This window comes from Streptomyces sp. NPDC021012, from assembly GCF_044333355.1.
Classification (GTDB): domain Bacteria; phylum Actinomycetota; class Actinomycetes; order Streptomycetales; family Streptomycetaceae; genus Streptomyces.
Genome location: NZ_JBIRQU010000014.1, coordinates 54702 through 68448, shown reverse-complemented (window position 1 = coordinate 68448; position 13747 = coordinate 54702). Strand labels below are relative to the sequence as shown.

General features: G+C 72.9%; 15 protein-coding genes. 3 read left to right on the top strand and 12 right to left on the bottom strand.

The genetic code is table 11. The annotated features are described in order from the left end of the window. Positions 1-215: 215 nt before the first annotated feature. Both sepF and ACH4TP_RS33320 read right to left on the bottom strand, forming a co-directional pair. Positions 216-647, bottom strand: coding sequence for a cell division protein SepF (gene sepF, locus ACH4TP_RS33325; protein WP_389226695.1), 432 nt, complete (start codon positions 645-647; stop codon positions 216-218). Positions 648-760: 113 nt separating this feature from the next. Beyond that, positions 761-1987, bottom strand: coding sequence for a PLP-dependent aminotransferase family protein (locus ACH4TP_RS33320; RefSeq protein WP_398185868.1), 1227 nt, complete (start codon positions 1985-1987; stop codon positions 761-763). 295 nt (positions 1988-2282) lie between these two features. Between ACH4TP_RS33320 and fabI the strand changes: the two genes are divergently transcribed. Beyond that, positions 2283-3176: an enoyl-ACP reductase FabI gene (gene fabI / locus ACH4TP_RS33315; protein ID WP_398185871.1), complete on the top strand. Its 894-nt coding sequence runs from the start codon at positions 2283-2285 to the stop codon at positions 3174-3176. A 12-nt stretch (positions 3177-3188) separates the two neighbouring features. Here fabI and ACH4TP_RS33310 read toward each other — a convergent pair whose 3' ends face one another. The 3 genes from ACH4TP_RS33310 to ACH4TP_RS33300 all read right to left on the bottom strand — a co-directional run bounded on the left by ACH4TP_RS33310 (position 3189) and on the right by ACH4TP_RS33300 (position 6045). Beyond that, entirely contained in the window at positions 3189-3872 is a 684-nt protein-coding gene (locus ACH4TP_RS33310; RefSeq protein ID WP_389226686.1) for a GntR family transcriptional regulator, read from the bottom strand. A 70-nt stretch (positions 3873-3942) separates the two neighbouring features. Next, positions 3943-4947, bottom strand: coding sequence for a proline racemase family protein (locus ACH4TP_RS33305; RefSeq protein WP_398440052.1), 1005 nt, complete (start codon positions 4945-4947; stop codon positions 3943-3945). A 174-nt stretch (positions 4948-5121) separates the two neighbouring features. Continuing rightward, a complete protein-coding gene (locus ACH4TP_RS33300) occupies positions 5122-6045 on the bottom strand; it encodes a dihydrodipicolinate synthase family protein (protein ID WP_389226680.1) in 924 nt (307 codons plus the stop codon). A gap of 185 nt (positions 6046-6230) precedes the next feature. Between ACH4TP_RS33300 and ACH4TP_RS33295 the strand changes: the two genes are divergently transcribed. After that, positions 6231-6686: a tellurite resistance TerB family protein gene (locus tag ACH4TP_RS33295; protein ID WP_383151580.1), complete on the top strand. Its 456-nt coding sequence runs from the start codon at positions 6231-6233 to the stop codon at positions 6684-6686. 64 nt (positions 6687-6750) lie between these two features. On the opposite strand, the gene ACH4TP_RS33290 is transcribed toward ACH4TP_RS33295, so the two are convergent. From ACH4TP_RS33290 to ACH4TP_RS33260, 7 genes are all read right to left on the bottom strand, one after another. After that, the gene (locus tag ACH4TP_RS33290; protein ID WP_398440051.1) at positions 6751-7536 is read right to left on the bottom strand and encodes a hypothetical protein; all 786 of its coding nucleotides are present in this window, start codon (positions 7534-7536) and stop codon (positions 6751-6753) included. A 3-nt stretch (positions 7537-7539) separates the two neighbouring features. Next, on the bottom strand, positions 7540-8157 hold the full coding sequence (locus tag ACH4TP_RS33285) for an RNA polymerase sigma factor (protein WP_398185881.1): 618 nt from the start codon (positions 8155-8157) through the stop codon (positions 7540-7542). Positions 8158-8236: 79 nt separating this feature from the next. Continuing rightward, entirely contained in the window at positions 8237-8713 is a 477-nt protein-coding gene (locus tag ACH4TP_RS33280) for a hypothetical protein (protein ID WP_389226674.1), read from the bottom strand. Between the two features lie 187 nt (positions 8714-8900). Next, positions 8901-9887 carry an aldo/keto reductase gene (locus ACH4TP_RS33275; protein ID WP_389226671.1) on the bottom strand — a complete coding sequence of 329 codons (987 nt, stop codon included), beginning with the start codon at positions 9885-9887 and terminating at the stop codon, positions 8901-8903. After that, positions 9884-10723, bottom strand: coding sequence for a thioesterase II family protein (locus tag ACH4TP_RS33270; protein WP_398185884.1), 840 nt, complete (start codon positions 10721-10723; stop codon positions 9884-9886). Before ACH4TP_RS33270 ends, ACH4TP_RS33275 begins: the two co-directional genes overlap by 4 nt. Further along, the gene (locus tag ACH4TP_RS33265) at positions 10720-12036 is read right to left on the bottom strand and encodes a cytochrome P450 (RefSeq protein ID WP_389226665.1); all 1317 of its coding nucleotides are present in this window, start codon (positions 12034-12036) and stop codon (positions 10720-10722) included. Before ACH4TP_RS33265 ends, ACH4TP_RS33270 begins: the two co-directional genes overlap by 4 nt. Before the next feature lie 342 nt (positions 12037-12378). Beyond that, positions 12379-13350 carry a LuxR C-terminal-related transcriptional regulator gene (locus ACH4TP_RS33260; protein WP_389226662.1) on the bottom strand — a complete coding sequence of 324 codons (972 nt, stop codon included), beginning with the start codon at positions 13348-13350 and terminating at the stop codon, positions 12379-12381. Between the two features lie 170 nt (positions 13351-13520). Between ACH4TP_RS33260 and ACH4TP_RS33255 the strand changes: the two genes are divergently transcribed. Beyond that, positions 13521-13718 (top strand): hypothetical protein, encoded by a 198-nt coding sequence (locus ACH4TP_RS33255; protein WP_398440050.1) that lies wholly within the window; start codon positions 13521-13523, stop codon positions 13716-13718. Positions 13719-13747 lie beyond the last annotated feature (29 nt).

Below are 13747 nucleotides of genomic sequence, written 5' to 3'. Positions count from 1 at the left end.
GAACCGAAGACGGAACGGGGGACGGAACCGAGGAAGGAACCGAAGACGGAACGGGGGACGGAACCGAGGAAGGAACCGGGGACGGAACGGGGGAAGGTACGACGTCGGAGGTGCATGCGTCTGACGTGCGGGCGAGCGCGGAGCCGCCGGTGAGGTCCATGCCCGGACCGTACGCAGACCATTCCCTGGCGAACCGTTACGGCGAGATGACCTTCCTACGATCGAGGGACGCCGGCGGCCCTGCCGCCCACGACATCCTCCTCGCCCTCGCCCTCCGCACCCTCGACCTCCGTGCCGGCCGGGGCCAGGAGGAAGACGTTCCGGTCGACGCGGTGCATCCCGCTGCCGAGGCCGAAGACCACGCCGCTGCTGAAGTCGAGGATCCGCTTGGCGACCTCGGTGTCGGCGCTCGTCAGATCGAGGAGCACCGGGATCTGGGCGATGAGGTACTCGGCGACCTCGCGGGCGTCGGCGAAGACCTGTACGCGGAGCACCACCATGCGGCGCTGCTCGGCGGATTCGTACTGCTCGGGGATCGTGCGGTGGTCGACCCTGGACGGCCATTCGTCACGGCCGCGCAGGGGCACGACCTGGGCGAGGCCCTCCCACTGCTCGTCGGTGACGTCGTACCTCTCGTACCTACTCATGGCCCCATCCTCCCGCTCCTCACCCGTTCGGCCCAACAACGACACGAGCTGATGCCCCAGGTGGAGATCGGTGCGCGGCCGACGTCAGCCGATGGACCAGCCTACGGCCGACCTCAGACGAAGGTCTTCGCCAGCCTCCGCAGCCCCTCCCGGATCTCGTCGGCCGAGTGCGTCGTGAACGACAGGCGCATCGCGCCCGGGTCCGGCTCGCCGCAGAAGAACGGCGCTCCCGGCACGTACGCCACCTCGTGGGCGACGGCGGTCCTCAGGAGGGCCGTCGCGTCGTGGCCGGCGGGGAGGGTCACCCAGATGAACATGCCGCCCTCCGGCCTGTTCCACCGGCTGCCCTCGGGCAGCGCGCCCGGCAGGCCTTCGAGCATCGCGTCCCGGCGCTCCCGGTAGACGGCGCGCATCGTCGCGACGTGCGCGTCGAGGTCGCTGTCGCGCAGGTAACGGGCGGCGGCGGCCTGGTCGATGGTCGAGGTGTGCAGGTCGGCGGCCTGCTTGGCGATCACGCAGGCGTGGCGCACCTCGGCGGGGGCGCGCAGGAAGCCGAGCCGGAGGCCGGGGGCCATCACCTTGGAGAAGGAGCTGATCAGGACGGTGCGGTCGGCCGCCGCGGGGTCGGCGGCGATGGGCCGCACGCGCTCGCCCTCGTAGCGGAGTTCGCCGTACGGGTCGTCCTCGACGATCCAGAACCCGTGCCGCGCGGCGGCCTCGGCGACGGCGTGGCGGCGCTCGGCGGGGAGGGTGCGGCCCGTGGGGTTCTGGAAGGTGGGGACGAGGTAGAGGAGGGTGGCCCTCTCGCGGACCGCGATCTCCTCCAGCGCCTCGGGGACGATGCCCTGGTCGTCGGTGGGCACGGGGACGACGCGGGCGCCCGCGAAGCCGAAGGTCTGGAGGGCGGCGAGGTAGCAGGGGTCCTCGACGAGGACGACGTCGCCCGGTTCGACGAGGGCGGTGGTGAGGAGCGTGAGGGCCTGCTGCGAGCCGGTGGTGATGAGCAGGTCGTCGGCGTCCGTGGGCAGTTCGCGCGCGGTGAGGCGGGCGGCGACGGCGGCGCGCAGCTCGGGGTCGCCCTCGGTGGTCGAGTACTGGAGGGCCGCCTGCGGGTTCTCCGTCAGGACCCGGTCGTACGCCGCGCGTATCCCCGCGGTGTCGAACAGCTCGGGGGCGGGGAGGCCTCCGGCGAACGAGATCACCTCGGGTCGTGCCGTGAGCGCCAGGATCTCCCGTACCGGCGACGAAGCGACGTTGCCCAGCCGGGAGGCGGTGGCCGGCGCGGGCACGGAGGTGAGGGAGGGGGCGGCGTTCGTGAGCACGGAGGCGACAGGATGCATGGGGTCAGCATATAGATATGCAAGGGGGTGTCCAGGCCTTCCGATTCCCGCCGTGCGCGGCCGAGCTGACACTCTTCGGTGCCGTTCGCGGGGTCGGTTTCGGCCCCGTTCCGGGCCTTGGCGGGACGATCTCCCCGCGTGTGGTCCGACGCGCCGCAGCCCATCCGGGGTCCGGCCGCCCCGTACGCCGTGAACAGCACGGCGAAACAGGCCATTCCGGGTTCCCGGTCTCATTGATGGACGACTCGGCCGCGACTAGCGTTCGACCGGAGCGATCCACGGAAGGGCGGTCCCGATGCGCGCGTCCCGCGACCCTCACGGCGTCCCCGACCTGCTCGGCCTCTCGGGGCGCCGCTATCTGGTGACCGGTGTCCTCAACGACGACTCGATCGCCTGGCACACCGCGCGGGCGCTCCAGGAGGCGGGGGCGGAGGTCCTGCTCACGGGCTTCGGGCGGACCCGGCGGATCACGGAGGCGGCGGCCTCCGGCCTGCCGTTCCCGGCGGACGTCCTGGAGCTCGACGTGACGCGTCCCGAGGACCTCGCCGCGCTCACGAAGGAGCTGGAGCGGCGCTGGGGCGCGGTCGACGGCGTCGTGCACGCGATCGCCGCCGCCCCGCCGTCCGCGCTCGGCGGCAACTTCCTCTCCACCCCCGCCGAGAGCGCGGCCCTCGCCCTGCGCACGACGGCGTTCTCGCTGCATTCGCTGACCACCGCGCTCGCCCCGCTGCTGCGCGAGGGCGGGGGCGCCGGGGCGGCCAGGGGCAGCGTCGTCGGGCTCGACTTCGACTCGTCGGGGGCCTGGCCGGGCTACGACTGGCTGGGGGTCGGGAAGGCCACGCTGGGCGCGGTCTGCCGCTACCTCGCGCTCTATCTGGGGCACTCCGGCATCCGCGTCAACCTCGTCGCCGCCGGTCCGGTCGAGACGGTGGCCGGGCGGTCGGTCAGCACCTTCGACCGGATCGCCGACCGCTGGGAGCAGGAGGCGCCGCTCGGCTGGAGCCGTGCCGATCCGGCCCGGCTCGTCGGCCCCGTCCTGTTCCTGCTCTCGGACCTGGCGGCCGCCGTCACCGGGGAGATCGTGCATGCGGACGGCGGGATGCATGCCGTCCGCATGGGAGTGAACGCCGTCGGCGAACTCCCGGGAAAGACCCTCCAGCAGGAGATCGTCCCGCCGGAGGGGTCGTAGGCCTCTCGCGGATCAGGCCGGTTCGTCGCCCGCGTCGGGGTCGGCCCACAGGGAGCGCACATGGCCGAGGTGGCGGCGCATGCAGGCCTCGGCACCGGGGGCGTCGCCGGCGATCATCAGGTCGAGGAGTTCGACGTGCTCCTCGGCGGAGGAGACCAGCTTGCCGGCCTCGTCGAGGCCGGTCAGGCCGTAGAGCCGGGAGCGCTTGCGCAGTTCGCCGACGGTGTCGACGAGCCGGTCGTTCCCGGAGAGGGCGAGCAGCGCGAGGTGGAAGCGGCGGTCCGCCTCCAGGTAGCCGATGAGGTCGTGCTCGCGGGCGCGCGAGACGATCTCCTCGGCGACCGGGCGCAGCTCCTCCAGCTGCTCCCGGGTGGCCTTGCGGGTGACCCGGCCGATGGTGGGCACCTCGATGAGGGTGCGCAGCTCGGTGAACTGGTCGAGGTCCCGCTCGCTGACCTCGGTGATACGGAAACCCTTGTTCCGTACGGGCTCGACCAGGCCCTCCCGGGCCAGGTCGAGCATGGCCTCGCGGACCGGGGTCGCGGAGACGCCGAGGTCGCTCGCGAGCCCGGGGGCCGAGTAGACCTGGCCGGGGCGCAGTTCCCCGGCGATCAGGGCGGCGCGAAGGGCGTGGCCGACCTGGTCGCGGAGCCGTTCCTGCGCTCTGACGAGACCGTACTGTTTCAGGTCACCCATCGTGCGTCCTCCGAGAAGTCACGGGGGAGCATCGTACAATGTCACGTTACCCCGGCCCCCGTACGGGCGCTCAGAGGAGGAACCCGGCGGGGAACGGGTCCTCGGGGTCGAGGAAGTACTGGGCCGTGCCGGTGATCCAGGCGCGGCCGGTGACGGTCGGGACGACGGCCGGCAGCCCGCCCACCTCCGTCTCCCCGACGATCCGCCCGGTGAACTCGGTGCCGATGAAGGACTCGTTGACGAAGTCGGTGTGCGGGGCGAGCAGTCCGCGGGCGTGCAGCTGGGCCAGGCGGGCGCTGGTGCCCGTGCCGCACGGGGAGCGGTCGAACCAGCCGGGGTGGATGGCCATGGCGTGGCGCGAGCGGGTGGCGTCGGAGCCGGGGGCGGCCAGATAGACGTGCTTGACCCCGGCGATGTCCGGGTTCTCGGGGTGGACGGGCCGGTCGGGGCCGGCGTTGACCGCGTCCATGACGGCGAGCCCGGCGGCGAGCAGCTCGTCCTTGTGGGCGCGGTCGAACGGCAGGCCCAGCGCGTCGAGGTCGACGAAGGCGTAGAAGTTGCCGCCGTACGCGAGGTCGTAGGTGACCGTGCCGTACCCGGGCACCTCCGCCTTGAGGTCGAGCCCGACGGAGAAGGCGGGCACGTTGGTGAGGGTCACGGAGCGGGCCCGGCCGTCCTCGACGCGGACGTCGACGCTGACGAGCCCGGCGGGGGTGTCGAGGCGGACGGTGGTGACGGGCTCGACGACCGGCACCATGCCCGTCTCGACGAGGACGGTGGCGACGCCGATGGTGCCGTGGCCGCACATCGGCAGCAGGCCGGACACCTCGATGTAGAGGACGCCGTAGTCGGCGTCGGGACGGGTGGACGGCTGGAGGATCGCGCCGCTCATCGCCGCGTGGCCGCGCGGCTCGTACATGAGGAGGGTGCGGACGTGGTCGAGGTGCTCGGCGAAGTGGAGCCGCCGCTCGGCCATCGTGGCGCCGGGGATGACCCCGAAGCCGCCGGTGATGACGCGGGTCGGCATGCCTTCGGTGTGGGAGTCCACCGCGTGGTAGACGTGGCGGGTGAGCATGGGGTCCCCTTCGGGCGGGTCGGTGACGGACGGGTCGGCGTGCGGGCGGGTCGGCGTGCGAGCGGATCGGCGTACGGGTCGGCGTACGGCGGCATGCGGATCGACGTACGGGCCGCATACGGGTCGGGCGCTTCGCGTGGCCCTGTGGGTGGAGAAGGCGCGGAGAAGGCCCGGTTACGCGTGCCCCTCGGCGAGGGCCTTCTCCGTGGCGGCGCGCACGACGGCCTCCTGTGCGGGCGTCAGCGGGAGGCGGGGCCGGCGGGTGGCGCCTCCGGGGCGGCCGGCGAGGTCCATGGAGAGCTTGATCGCCTGGACGAACTCGGTCTTGGAGTCCCAGCGCAGGAGCGGGTGCAGCGAGCGGTACAGCGGCAGGGCGACGGCGAGGTCGCCGGCGACGGCGGCGCGGTAGAGCGTGGCGCATGCGCGCGGGAGGGCGTTGGGGTAGCCGGCGATCCAGCCGACCGCGCCGGCGAGGGCGAGTTCCAGGAGGACGTCGTCGGCGCCGACGAGCAGGTCGAGGCCGGGGGCGAGTTCGGCGAGCTCGTAGGCGCGGCGGACGTCGCCGCTGAACTCCTTGACGGCGACGATGCTGCCGTCGGCGTGGAGGCGGGCGAGCAGGTCGGGGGTGAGGTCGACCTTGGTGTCGTACGGGTTGTTGTAGGCCACGACGGGCAGCCCCGCCTCGGCGACCTCGGCGTAGTGGGCGCGTACGGAACGCTCGTCGGCCCGGTAGGCGTTGGGCGGCAGGAGCAGGACCGAGCCCGCGCCGGCCTCGGCGGCCTGCTCGGCCCAGCGGCGGGCCTCGGCGCTGCCGTACGCGGAGACGCCGGGCATGACCCGCGCCCCGTCCCCGGCGGCCTCGACGGCGGTACGGACGACCTGGGCGCGCTCGTCGTCGGTGAGGGTCTGGTACTCGCCGAGGGAGCCGTTCGGGACGACGCCGTCGCAGCCTTCGGCGATCAGCCGGGCCACGTGCCGCGCGTAGGCCTCGTGGTCGACGGAGCCGTCCTTGCGGAAGGGGAGGGCGGTGGCGACCATGATCCCGTGCCAGGGGTGGGCGCGGTGCGCGGGGGGCGCGGGGACGTGCGCGTGGGCCATGAAGGACTCCCTTGTGTGGTGTGTGACATTTTATTGATGGGCGCGGGGTCCACAAGGGTCCCGGACGCGTTCGGTTCTGACGGCCGATCACCTCGGCGCGGCGATTCCGGGATCCCGGGAACCTCCGACCCCGCTGCTACGTTCTACAAGTCCGTAGAAACAATCGACGTCTGGAGGACTCGACCATGGCTCTGTGGGACCGCATCAGGGAATCCGCATCGACGATGCAGACCCAGCTGGTGGCGAAGAAGAACGACCTGAAGAGCGGCGCGTTCCGCGACGCGAGCATGGCCATGTGCGCGCTGGTCGCCGCCGCCGACGGCACGATCGACCCCTCCGAGCGCCGCCGGGTCGCCCAGCTCATCGCGACCAACGAGGTGCTGCAGAACTTCGACGCGCTCGACCTCCAGCGCCGCTTCGACGCCAATCTGGACAAGCTGACCGCCGACTTCGACTTCGGCAAGGTGAGCGTGCTCCAGGAGATCGCCAAGGCGAAGAAGAAGCCGGCCGAGGCCCGCGCCGTCGTCCAGATCGGCATCGTCATCGGCGGCGCCGACGGCGACTTCGACAAGACGGAGCAGGCGGTGGTCCGCGAGGCATGCTTCACCCTCGACCTGCCGCCCCACGAGTTCGACCTCTAGCCGGTATACGGGGCACCTCAAGCCGACATGCGGGGCGGCCTCCGGCCGGTGTACGGGGGCGCCGTCAGGGTCGGTCGACGTGCGACCGCCCGGGGCCCCTGCCGGAACGGCCCGAGGACGCGTTCCGGCCGGCGTCCTCGCCCGGGTGGGACCCGGCGGACGGCGTGGAGGCGGGGGCGGGTGCGTACCCGCAGTACTCGGGGACGAGCTCCTCGCCCCCGGCGGCGGCCACGAGCCGCTGCCAGGCGACGGACTTCGACGCCTTCCCCTCTTCCTTCTCCCCGGACTTCTCCCTGGACTTCTCGCCGGACTTCTCGCCGAAGGCATGGCAGAGGGCGTCACGGCTGTTTCCGGGAAGCTCCCGGAGGTCCTCATCCGGTCGCCGGGGGACGGTCGCGTCCGGCGGCGCGGAGCGGGAGGCGCCGTCCTCCCCGCCGGCCGCCGCGCCCGCGCCCGTGGGCTCGTAAGCCCGCCCGGACGCGGAGGGGGTGGGGCGGGGGCCGGGGGCCGGGGTGTCGAGCACGTGCCCGGGGAGCCCGCCGGTGGCGACGGCCACGCCGCCGAGCGTCACGCTCGCGGCGAGCGCGGCCACGGCCGCCTTCAGGGAGCGCCGGGGGCGCCGCCGCTCGACGGCGGGGGTCCAGTCGTCGCGGTCGCGGGTGGGCAGCGAGGCGTGGAGTCCCTCGTCCCGGGCGGCCCGGAAGGCGGCGAGGGCACCGCGCTCGCCCTCCGTCCCGCCGCCGGTGACGCCGTCGTCCCCGACGCCCCGCTCGCCGCTCAGCGCGGCCCGCAGCGCTCTCCCCGCCTCGCCGTCCCGCAGCTCGTCAGGCAGCCGCAGCTCGTCAGGCATTCGTCACCTCCCCCTCCCCTTGAGTTGTTTCGCAAGTCGCATCAATCCCCTATGTGCGGCGGACCGTACCGCACCGGGACGCTTGCCCAGTACCCGGGCGGCCGACGGGCCGTCGAGACCGACGACGACCCGGAGCAGCACGGCCTCGGCCTGGTCCCGCGGAAGACCCGCGATGAGGGCGAGCGCCCGCTCGGTCGACAGCGCGTCCAGCGCCTCGCCGGCCGCGTCCCCGGCGGCCGGGAGCTCCAGGAGGTCCTGTTCGAAGCGGGTGGGCCGGGGTCGCGCCCGTACGCGCCGCAGGTGGTCGAGGGCCCGGTGGCGGGCGATGGTCGCGGTCCAGCCGCGGAAGCCGGCGCCGTCGCCGCGGAACCGGCCGAGGTCCCGGGCGATCTCCAGCCACGCGTCGGAGGCGACGTCCTCGGCGTCCTCGCCGACGATGCCCCGCAGGTAGCCGAGGAGGCCGGGATGCACGATCCGGTACGCCTCCGCGAACGCGCCCTCGTCCCCGCGGCGGGCCCGCTCGACGGCGGCGGAGAGCCGGGCGTCTCGCTCGGGGCCGGACGCCGCCTCCGCGTCCGGGCCGTGTGCCGTGGCGGGCGCGTGCCCCGTTCCCTCGCCCACCCGACCCTCTTCACACCCCGTACACCCACGAACTCCGGCTCTCGTCGAACAACCGGAGGGTGCCCATCCTGTCAGACCCTCAACAGGCCTTTCCCGACACTCCGTCCGGGATACGGGGGAGATCACGGCGCGACCGGGCGGACCGCCGTCCGTGCAGGGTGAGGAAGTACGTGTGCAGGGACTCCTTCGGCCCGGCCTCGAAGCGGTTCACGGTCCGGCCGAGCGGGTTCCACACCCGTCCGTCCGGCATCCGCACCGCGACGGAGTGCCCGAAGACGCCCCGCAGCAGGTGCTCGGACGGCAGGTCCACCCACACGGCCCCGGCCTTCCGCACCAGCACCTCGCCCACGTAGGCCCCGAGGCCGAGCAGCACCCCGGCCATGTCCTCCCGCCCGGCGCCGCCGAGCCGCAGCCCGTCGACGAGCCGGTCGACGACGCGCAGGCTCCCCACGGAGTAGTCCAGCGGCAGCCGCGCCCTCGTCCCCACCCGTTCCACGAACTCCGCCGCACAGCCCTCCATGCCGGCCGCGCACAACGTCAGGCTCTCGCAGTCCACTGGTGCCCACCTTTCCCATCGGCGTGGCGGAATCCGCCGGGTGACCCAGCGGATCCGACCGCCGAAACATCACGGGGCGCGCGCGTGATCCCGGTCACAGCCGCTCCCCCGTCCGGGGCGTCCGGGTGGGCAAGGGCGCGGGGCCCGGGGCCCGCCGTCGGAACGGCGTGCCCCGGGCCCCGTGGCGTCAGTTCACGGAGTCGAGCTTCTCCCGCTGCTCCGGGGTCAGTTCGAGGTCGACCGCGCCCAGGTTCTCGTCCAGCTGGGCCACCGAGGAGGCGCCGACGAGGGGGAGGACCGGGATGTCGCCGCCCATCAGCCAGGACAGCACCACCTGGTTGACGGTGGCGCCGGTCTCCGCCGCCACCTCGCGGACCGCCTTCAGGCGCGGCTCGGTGCCGGCGTGCTCGAAGCCGGGGCCGAGCGGCTTGTCGTCCCGTACGTACGCGCCCGAGATCAGCGGCGAGTACGAGACCTGCGTGAGCTCCGGGTTGTCGCGCAGGTAGCTGAGCAGGTCACCGCTGACCAGGCCCTGGTTGCCGTCGGGCGAGCGCAGGCTCGGGATGTCGGTGCGCTGGCGCAGGTAGCTGTGGTGGTGCTGGAGCACCTCGTAGCCGGGGACGCCCGCCGCCGCGGCGAGGGTGCGGGCGCGCTCGATGCGCCAGGCCCAGTGGTTGCTGGCGCCGAGGAGGCCGGCCACACCGTCGGCGACCACGTCGGCGAAGCCCTGGACGGTCTCCTCCAGCGGGGTGTTCTCGTCCATGATGTGCGCGTACAGCAGGTGGATCTTCTCGATGCCGAGGCGCTCGCGGCTGCGCTCCGAGGACTCGCGGATGACCTTGGCGGACAGGCCTTCCACGTCCCGGCTGAAGCCCGTGGTGGGCTGGTTGGGGCGGGCGCCGAGCTTGGTGGCGATGGTGATCTCGTCGCCGACGCCCCGGCTCTTCAGCCAGCGGCCGACCAGCTCCTCGCTCTCGCCGCCCTGGGTGCCGTTCACCCAGAACGCGTAGTTGTTGGAGGTGTCGATGAAGGTGCCTCCGGCCTCGACGAACCGGTCGAGGATCGCGAAGGAGGTGGCCTCGTCGACGATCGTGCCGAAGGTCATGGCGCCGAGGCTCAGTACGGACACCTCGCGGCGGGTCTCGGGGGAGCTTCCGATGACGCGGTACTTCATGACGGGTCCTTTCGGATGGGGGTGACGTCCGGGGTGTCCGTCCCGCCGGCCGGCAGGCCGGCGCGCAGTTCGGACACGACGGCGTCCAGATGGGGAAGGAGGTAGAAGTGGCCGCCCGCATAAACGCGCAGGCGGAAGGGACCGGTGGTGTGGGTGCGCCAGGCCAGCGCCTGCGGCTCGTCGACCCGGGGGTCGACGTCGCCGATCAGGGCCGTGACGGGGCAGTCCAGCGGCGTGGCGCCGCGGAAGCGGTACGTCTCGGTCGCCACGTAGTCGCTGCGGACGGCGGGCAGGATCGCGGCGAGCAGCTCCGGGTGGTCGAGCATCTGCTCGTCCGTGCCGCCGAGGAGCTTCATGTCCGCGATGAGCAGCTCGTCGTCGGCGAGGTGCACCGCGCCCGGCGCGGGGATCGAGGGCGCGCGCCGGCCGGAGACCGTGAGGGACGCGGGCGGGAAACCGGCGTCGCGGAGGCGGCAGGCCACCTCGAAGGCGAGGGAGGCGCCCATGCTGTGCCCGAAGACGCCGAACGGCCGGTCCAGGTGGTCTTCCCGGGTACGGATCAGCTCGGCGGTCACCAGGTCGGCCAGCTCGTGCAGCGACTCCACGCACCTCTCGCCGAACCGCTCCTGGCGGCCCGGGTACTGCACCACGAGCACGTCGGCGTGGTCCGCCAGCGCGGCCGAGAACGGGAAGAAGTACGAGGCGTTGCCGCCCGCGTGGGGGAAGACGAGCAGGCGCGGGGCGCCGGCGGGCGCGGTGTGGAAGCGGCGCAGCCACCGCGTCCCGGTCGGCGGGGCCGGGGCCGCGGCCCTGCGGGGCCTGACCGGGGTCGTCATGCCGCCGCCCTCGCCCGCCCGTTGCCGCCGCGCGCGGGGCGGGCGGTGATGGGGATGTGCTTGTAGCCGGAGACGAAGCTGGACCGCAGCCGCTCGGGGCGGCCGGCCGGCCGGAAGTCCTCGAAGCGGGTGAACAGCTCGTGGAAGAGGGTCTTGAGGCTGACCCGGGCGACGCTGTGGCCGATGCAGTAGTGCGGTCCGATGCCGAACGCGAGGTGCTTGTTCGGCTTGCGCCGGATGTCGAACTCGCTGCCGCGCGCGAAGACCCGGTCGTCGCGGTTGGCGGAGCCCAGCCAGACCACGACCGCGTCCCCGGCCCTGATCCGGGTGTTGCGGATCTCCACGTCGCGGGTGGCGTACCGCAGGAAGTGGTTGACCGGGGAGGCCCAGCGCAGCGACTCCTCCAGGCCGGTGGCGTCGAGCTCGGGGTGGGCGGCCCAGTCCTGGAGCACGCCCGACTCGATGAACTCGGCCATGACGAAGTTCGGCGCGTGCGGGGTGGTGACGTTCGCGCCGAGCAGCAGGCTGTAGCAGTTGGCGACGATCTCGTCGGACGCCATGTGCCGGCCCTCGAACTCGGTGGAGATCAGCACGCTGAGCAGGTCGTCGCCCAGGTTGTTGCGGCGGAAGCGGACGAGGTCCTGGAAGTAGGCGAACAGGTCGCGGTGGGCGGCCTTCAGGGTGGCCTCGCGGCCGCCCGGGTCCTGGTACTCGGGGTCGTCGGCGGCGATGCACACGGTGGTGAGCCGGTTGAGCCAGGCCCAGTCCGCGGTGGGCAGGCCCATCATCGTGCCGGTGACCGACATCGGCATCGCGAGCATGGCCTGGGCGAAGTCGAACGTGCCGCCGTCGCCGAGCGGTTCGATGAGCGGCACGACCAGGTCGCGGATCATCTCGCGCTGCTTGTCGACCGACTTGATGGCCAGGGCCTTCTTGAGGCGGCCCTGCATCTCGGTGTGGCGCGGCGGGTCGGTGGCCGCGAGCTGCTTGCCGCTGGCCGGGTCGTCCTGGCCCAACAGGTCGAGCATGGTGCCGCGTTCGGAGGTGAAGGTCGCGGTGTCGCGCAGCACGCGGTCGGAGTCGTCGAAGCGGACGACGTTCCAGAACCAGCGGTCCTCGTCGACCTCGTGACGGGTCAGCGTGTCGAGCGAGCGCATGTGGCGCCAGAGCGGATGCGGGTCCCCGTCGCTGTAGAGGCGCGGGTCGACCAGGTCGAAGGCGTCGGCCGGGCCGGTCGCCGCGGCGTGCATCGGGCAGCCGGGCGGGGGCGTGAGCGGCGGTACGTCAGGGGCGGATGTGGCGTAGACGGTCAAGACCCGTCTTCCTTTCGCCGGGCGGCTTTCGCCTGGGCGGGCGGTGGGAACGCGCCATGACGTGCGGGCCGCACCGTACGGAAGGGCACGGGGCGGGGTGCACGGGAGAAGGGACGGGGCACGGACCACCGGGATCACGACCCGGGGCGGGGCCCAGCGTGGCGCGACGGGGAACCAACCGGTCTGCGCGGTGCGACGGCCGGGAGACGGCCGTGCGGGGATGGTGCTGTGGGCACAACGTACATGACGCCCGGGGGAAGGTGAAGCCGCGTCTCCCCCGTCCGTCATGTCACCCCGTCACTCCGGTACGCCGTCCCGTCGCTCCGGTACGCCGTCGGCCCGTCACTCCGGTACGTCGTCCAGGAAGCCGCTCTTGGCGATCAGGTACGCCAGCTGCGCCCGGCTGCGGCTGCCGAACAGCTCCGCCGCCCAGCGCATGTGGTTGGCCACGCTGCGGGTGCTCATGCCGAGCCGGGCCGCGATGGCCTCGTCCGTGTGGCCGTTGACCATGTGCCGCAGGATCGCCCGGCGCACCTCGTCCGTCAGCAGCGGGGGCAGCCGGGTGCTGGGGAAGCTGCGCAGCGGTGACGCCCGCTGCCAGGTGTGCTCGAAGATGCCGACCAGGTACCGGACCACGCCCGGGTGCTCCACGGCGAGCGCGGTCTCGCTCCGCTCCGAGCTGGGATCCGGGATGAAGGCGACCTTGCGGTCGCAGATGATCAGCCGGTCGAAGACCTCGTCCAACGTCCGCACCTCGCCGCCCGCCTGCGCGATGTGCTCGACGTACGTGAGCGTGGGCTGGTGGGAGCGGACCGTGTGCTGGTAGATCGTCCGCTGCGACACGCCCCGCCCGATCGCCTCCAGGTCGCTGGCGAGCGCCTTGTCCAGCATCTCCTGGGGCCGGCCGCCGCCGGGCTGGGCCGTCAGCAGTTCCTCCTGGCAGGCGTGCACCGCCGCCGAGAGGGTGGCGCTGATCGCGTTGGCCCCCTGGACCACGCGGATCAGGTGCGACTCGCCCTTGCCGTAGCTGTCGAGGTAGATCTCCTGCGCCTGGGCGACGGCGGTCCGCATGGCCGCGAGGGCGTTCTTCTTCTCCTCGATGACGCGTTCCATGTGTTCCATCTGGGCGCCGGCCGCCAGTCGCGGCGGGATCGGGGCCAGTGTCCCGTCGGGAACGCGCTGGACGAGTCCCAGGTCGAGCAGGCAGCGCGGACATTCACCGGGCGTGGGGCGGCCCTGCAGCGCGTCCGCGTAGTACTGAAGGCCGTCCGCGCAGATCTCGGGGGTCCGATCCGCGCCTCCTTCGTTCTCCATGTCCGGTCTCGTGCACATTTCCCCACCCTGCTGGTTCTCGCATTGCAGGATCATCCTCTCCGATCCGCGAGACCTGGGGCGCAAAGACAACGCAAGATTTCGGCCGGGGAACCACCCAGCTCTGAACCATGCAGACCAACTCTGACCAAGTAAGAAAGCAAGGTAGAAAGATGCTTCAGCGCGCTTCCGTTCGCTACCTGGCCGCGTTCGCCCTGACGATTCTGGCCACCGCGGGTCTGGCCGCCGTCGCCGCCGCTCCGGCCACCGTCGTGGCCGCCGACTCCCAGTGGGGCCCGACCCCGCCGCCCGCCGCCGCCTCGGTCGCCACCGTGACGCTCGCCGTCGCCGACGACTCCCAGTGGGGCTGAGTCTCTCCCCCCACCCACCCCGCCCGCCC

What these genes read in the sequence shown, in the direction of transcription:
- ACH4TP_RS33275 (WP_389226671.1), bottom strand. Translation starts at nt 9,887, where the DNA reads ATGAAGTACCGCGTCATCGGAAGCTCCCCCGAGACCCGCCGCGAGGTG.
- ACH4TP_RS33270 (WP_398185884.1), bottom strand. Translation starts at nt 10,723, where the DNA reads ATGACGACCCCGGTCAGGCCCCGCAGGGCCGCGGCCCCGGCCCCGCCG.
- ACH4TP_RS33300 (WP_389226680.1), bottom strand. Translation starts at nt 6,045, where the DNA reads ATGGCCCACGCGCACGTCCCCGCGCCCCCCGCGCACCGCGCCCACCCC.
- fabI (WP_398185871.1), top strand. Translation starts at nt 2,283, where the DNA reads ATGCGCGCGTCCCGCGACCCTCACGGCGTCCCCGACCTGCTCGGCCTC.
- ACH4TP_RS33305 (WP_398440052.1), bottom strand. Translation starts at nt 4,947, where the DNA reads ATGCTCACCCGCCACGTCTACCACGCGGTGGACTCCCACACCGAAGGC.
- ACH4TP_RS33320 (WP_398185868.1), bottom strand. Translation starts at nt 1,987, where the DNA reads ATGCATCCTGTCGCCTCCGTGCTCACGAACGCCGCCCCCTCCCTCACC.
- sepF (WP_389226695.1), bottom strand. Translation starts at nt 647, where the DNA reads ATGAGTAGGTACGAGAGGTACGACGTCACCGACGAGCAGTGGGAGGGC.
- ACH4TP_RS33310 (WP_389226686.1), bottom strand. Translation starts at nt 3,872, where the DNA reads ATGGGTGACCTGAAACAGTACGGTCTCGTCAGAGCGCAGGAACGGCTC.
- ACH4TP_RS33290 (WP_398440051.1), bottom strand. Translation starts at nt 7,536, where the DNA reads ATGCCTGACGAGCTGCGGCTGCCTGACGAGCTGCGGGACGGCGAGGCG.
- ACH4TP_RS33295 (WP_383151580.1), top strand. Translation starts at nt 6,231, where the DNA reads ATGGCTCTGTGGGACCGCATCAGGGAATCCGCATCGACGATGCAGACC.
- ACH4TP_RS33255 (WP_398440050.1), top strand. Translation starts at nt 13,521, where the DNA reads ATGCTTCAGCGCGCTTCCGTTCGCTACCTGGCCGCGTTCGCCCTGACG.
- ACH4TP_RS33260 (WP_389226662.1), bottom strand. Translation starts at nt 13,350, where the DNA reads ATGGAGAACGAAGGAGGCGCGGATCGGACCCCCGAGATCTGCGCGGAC.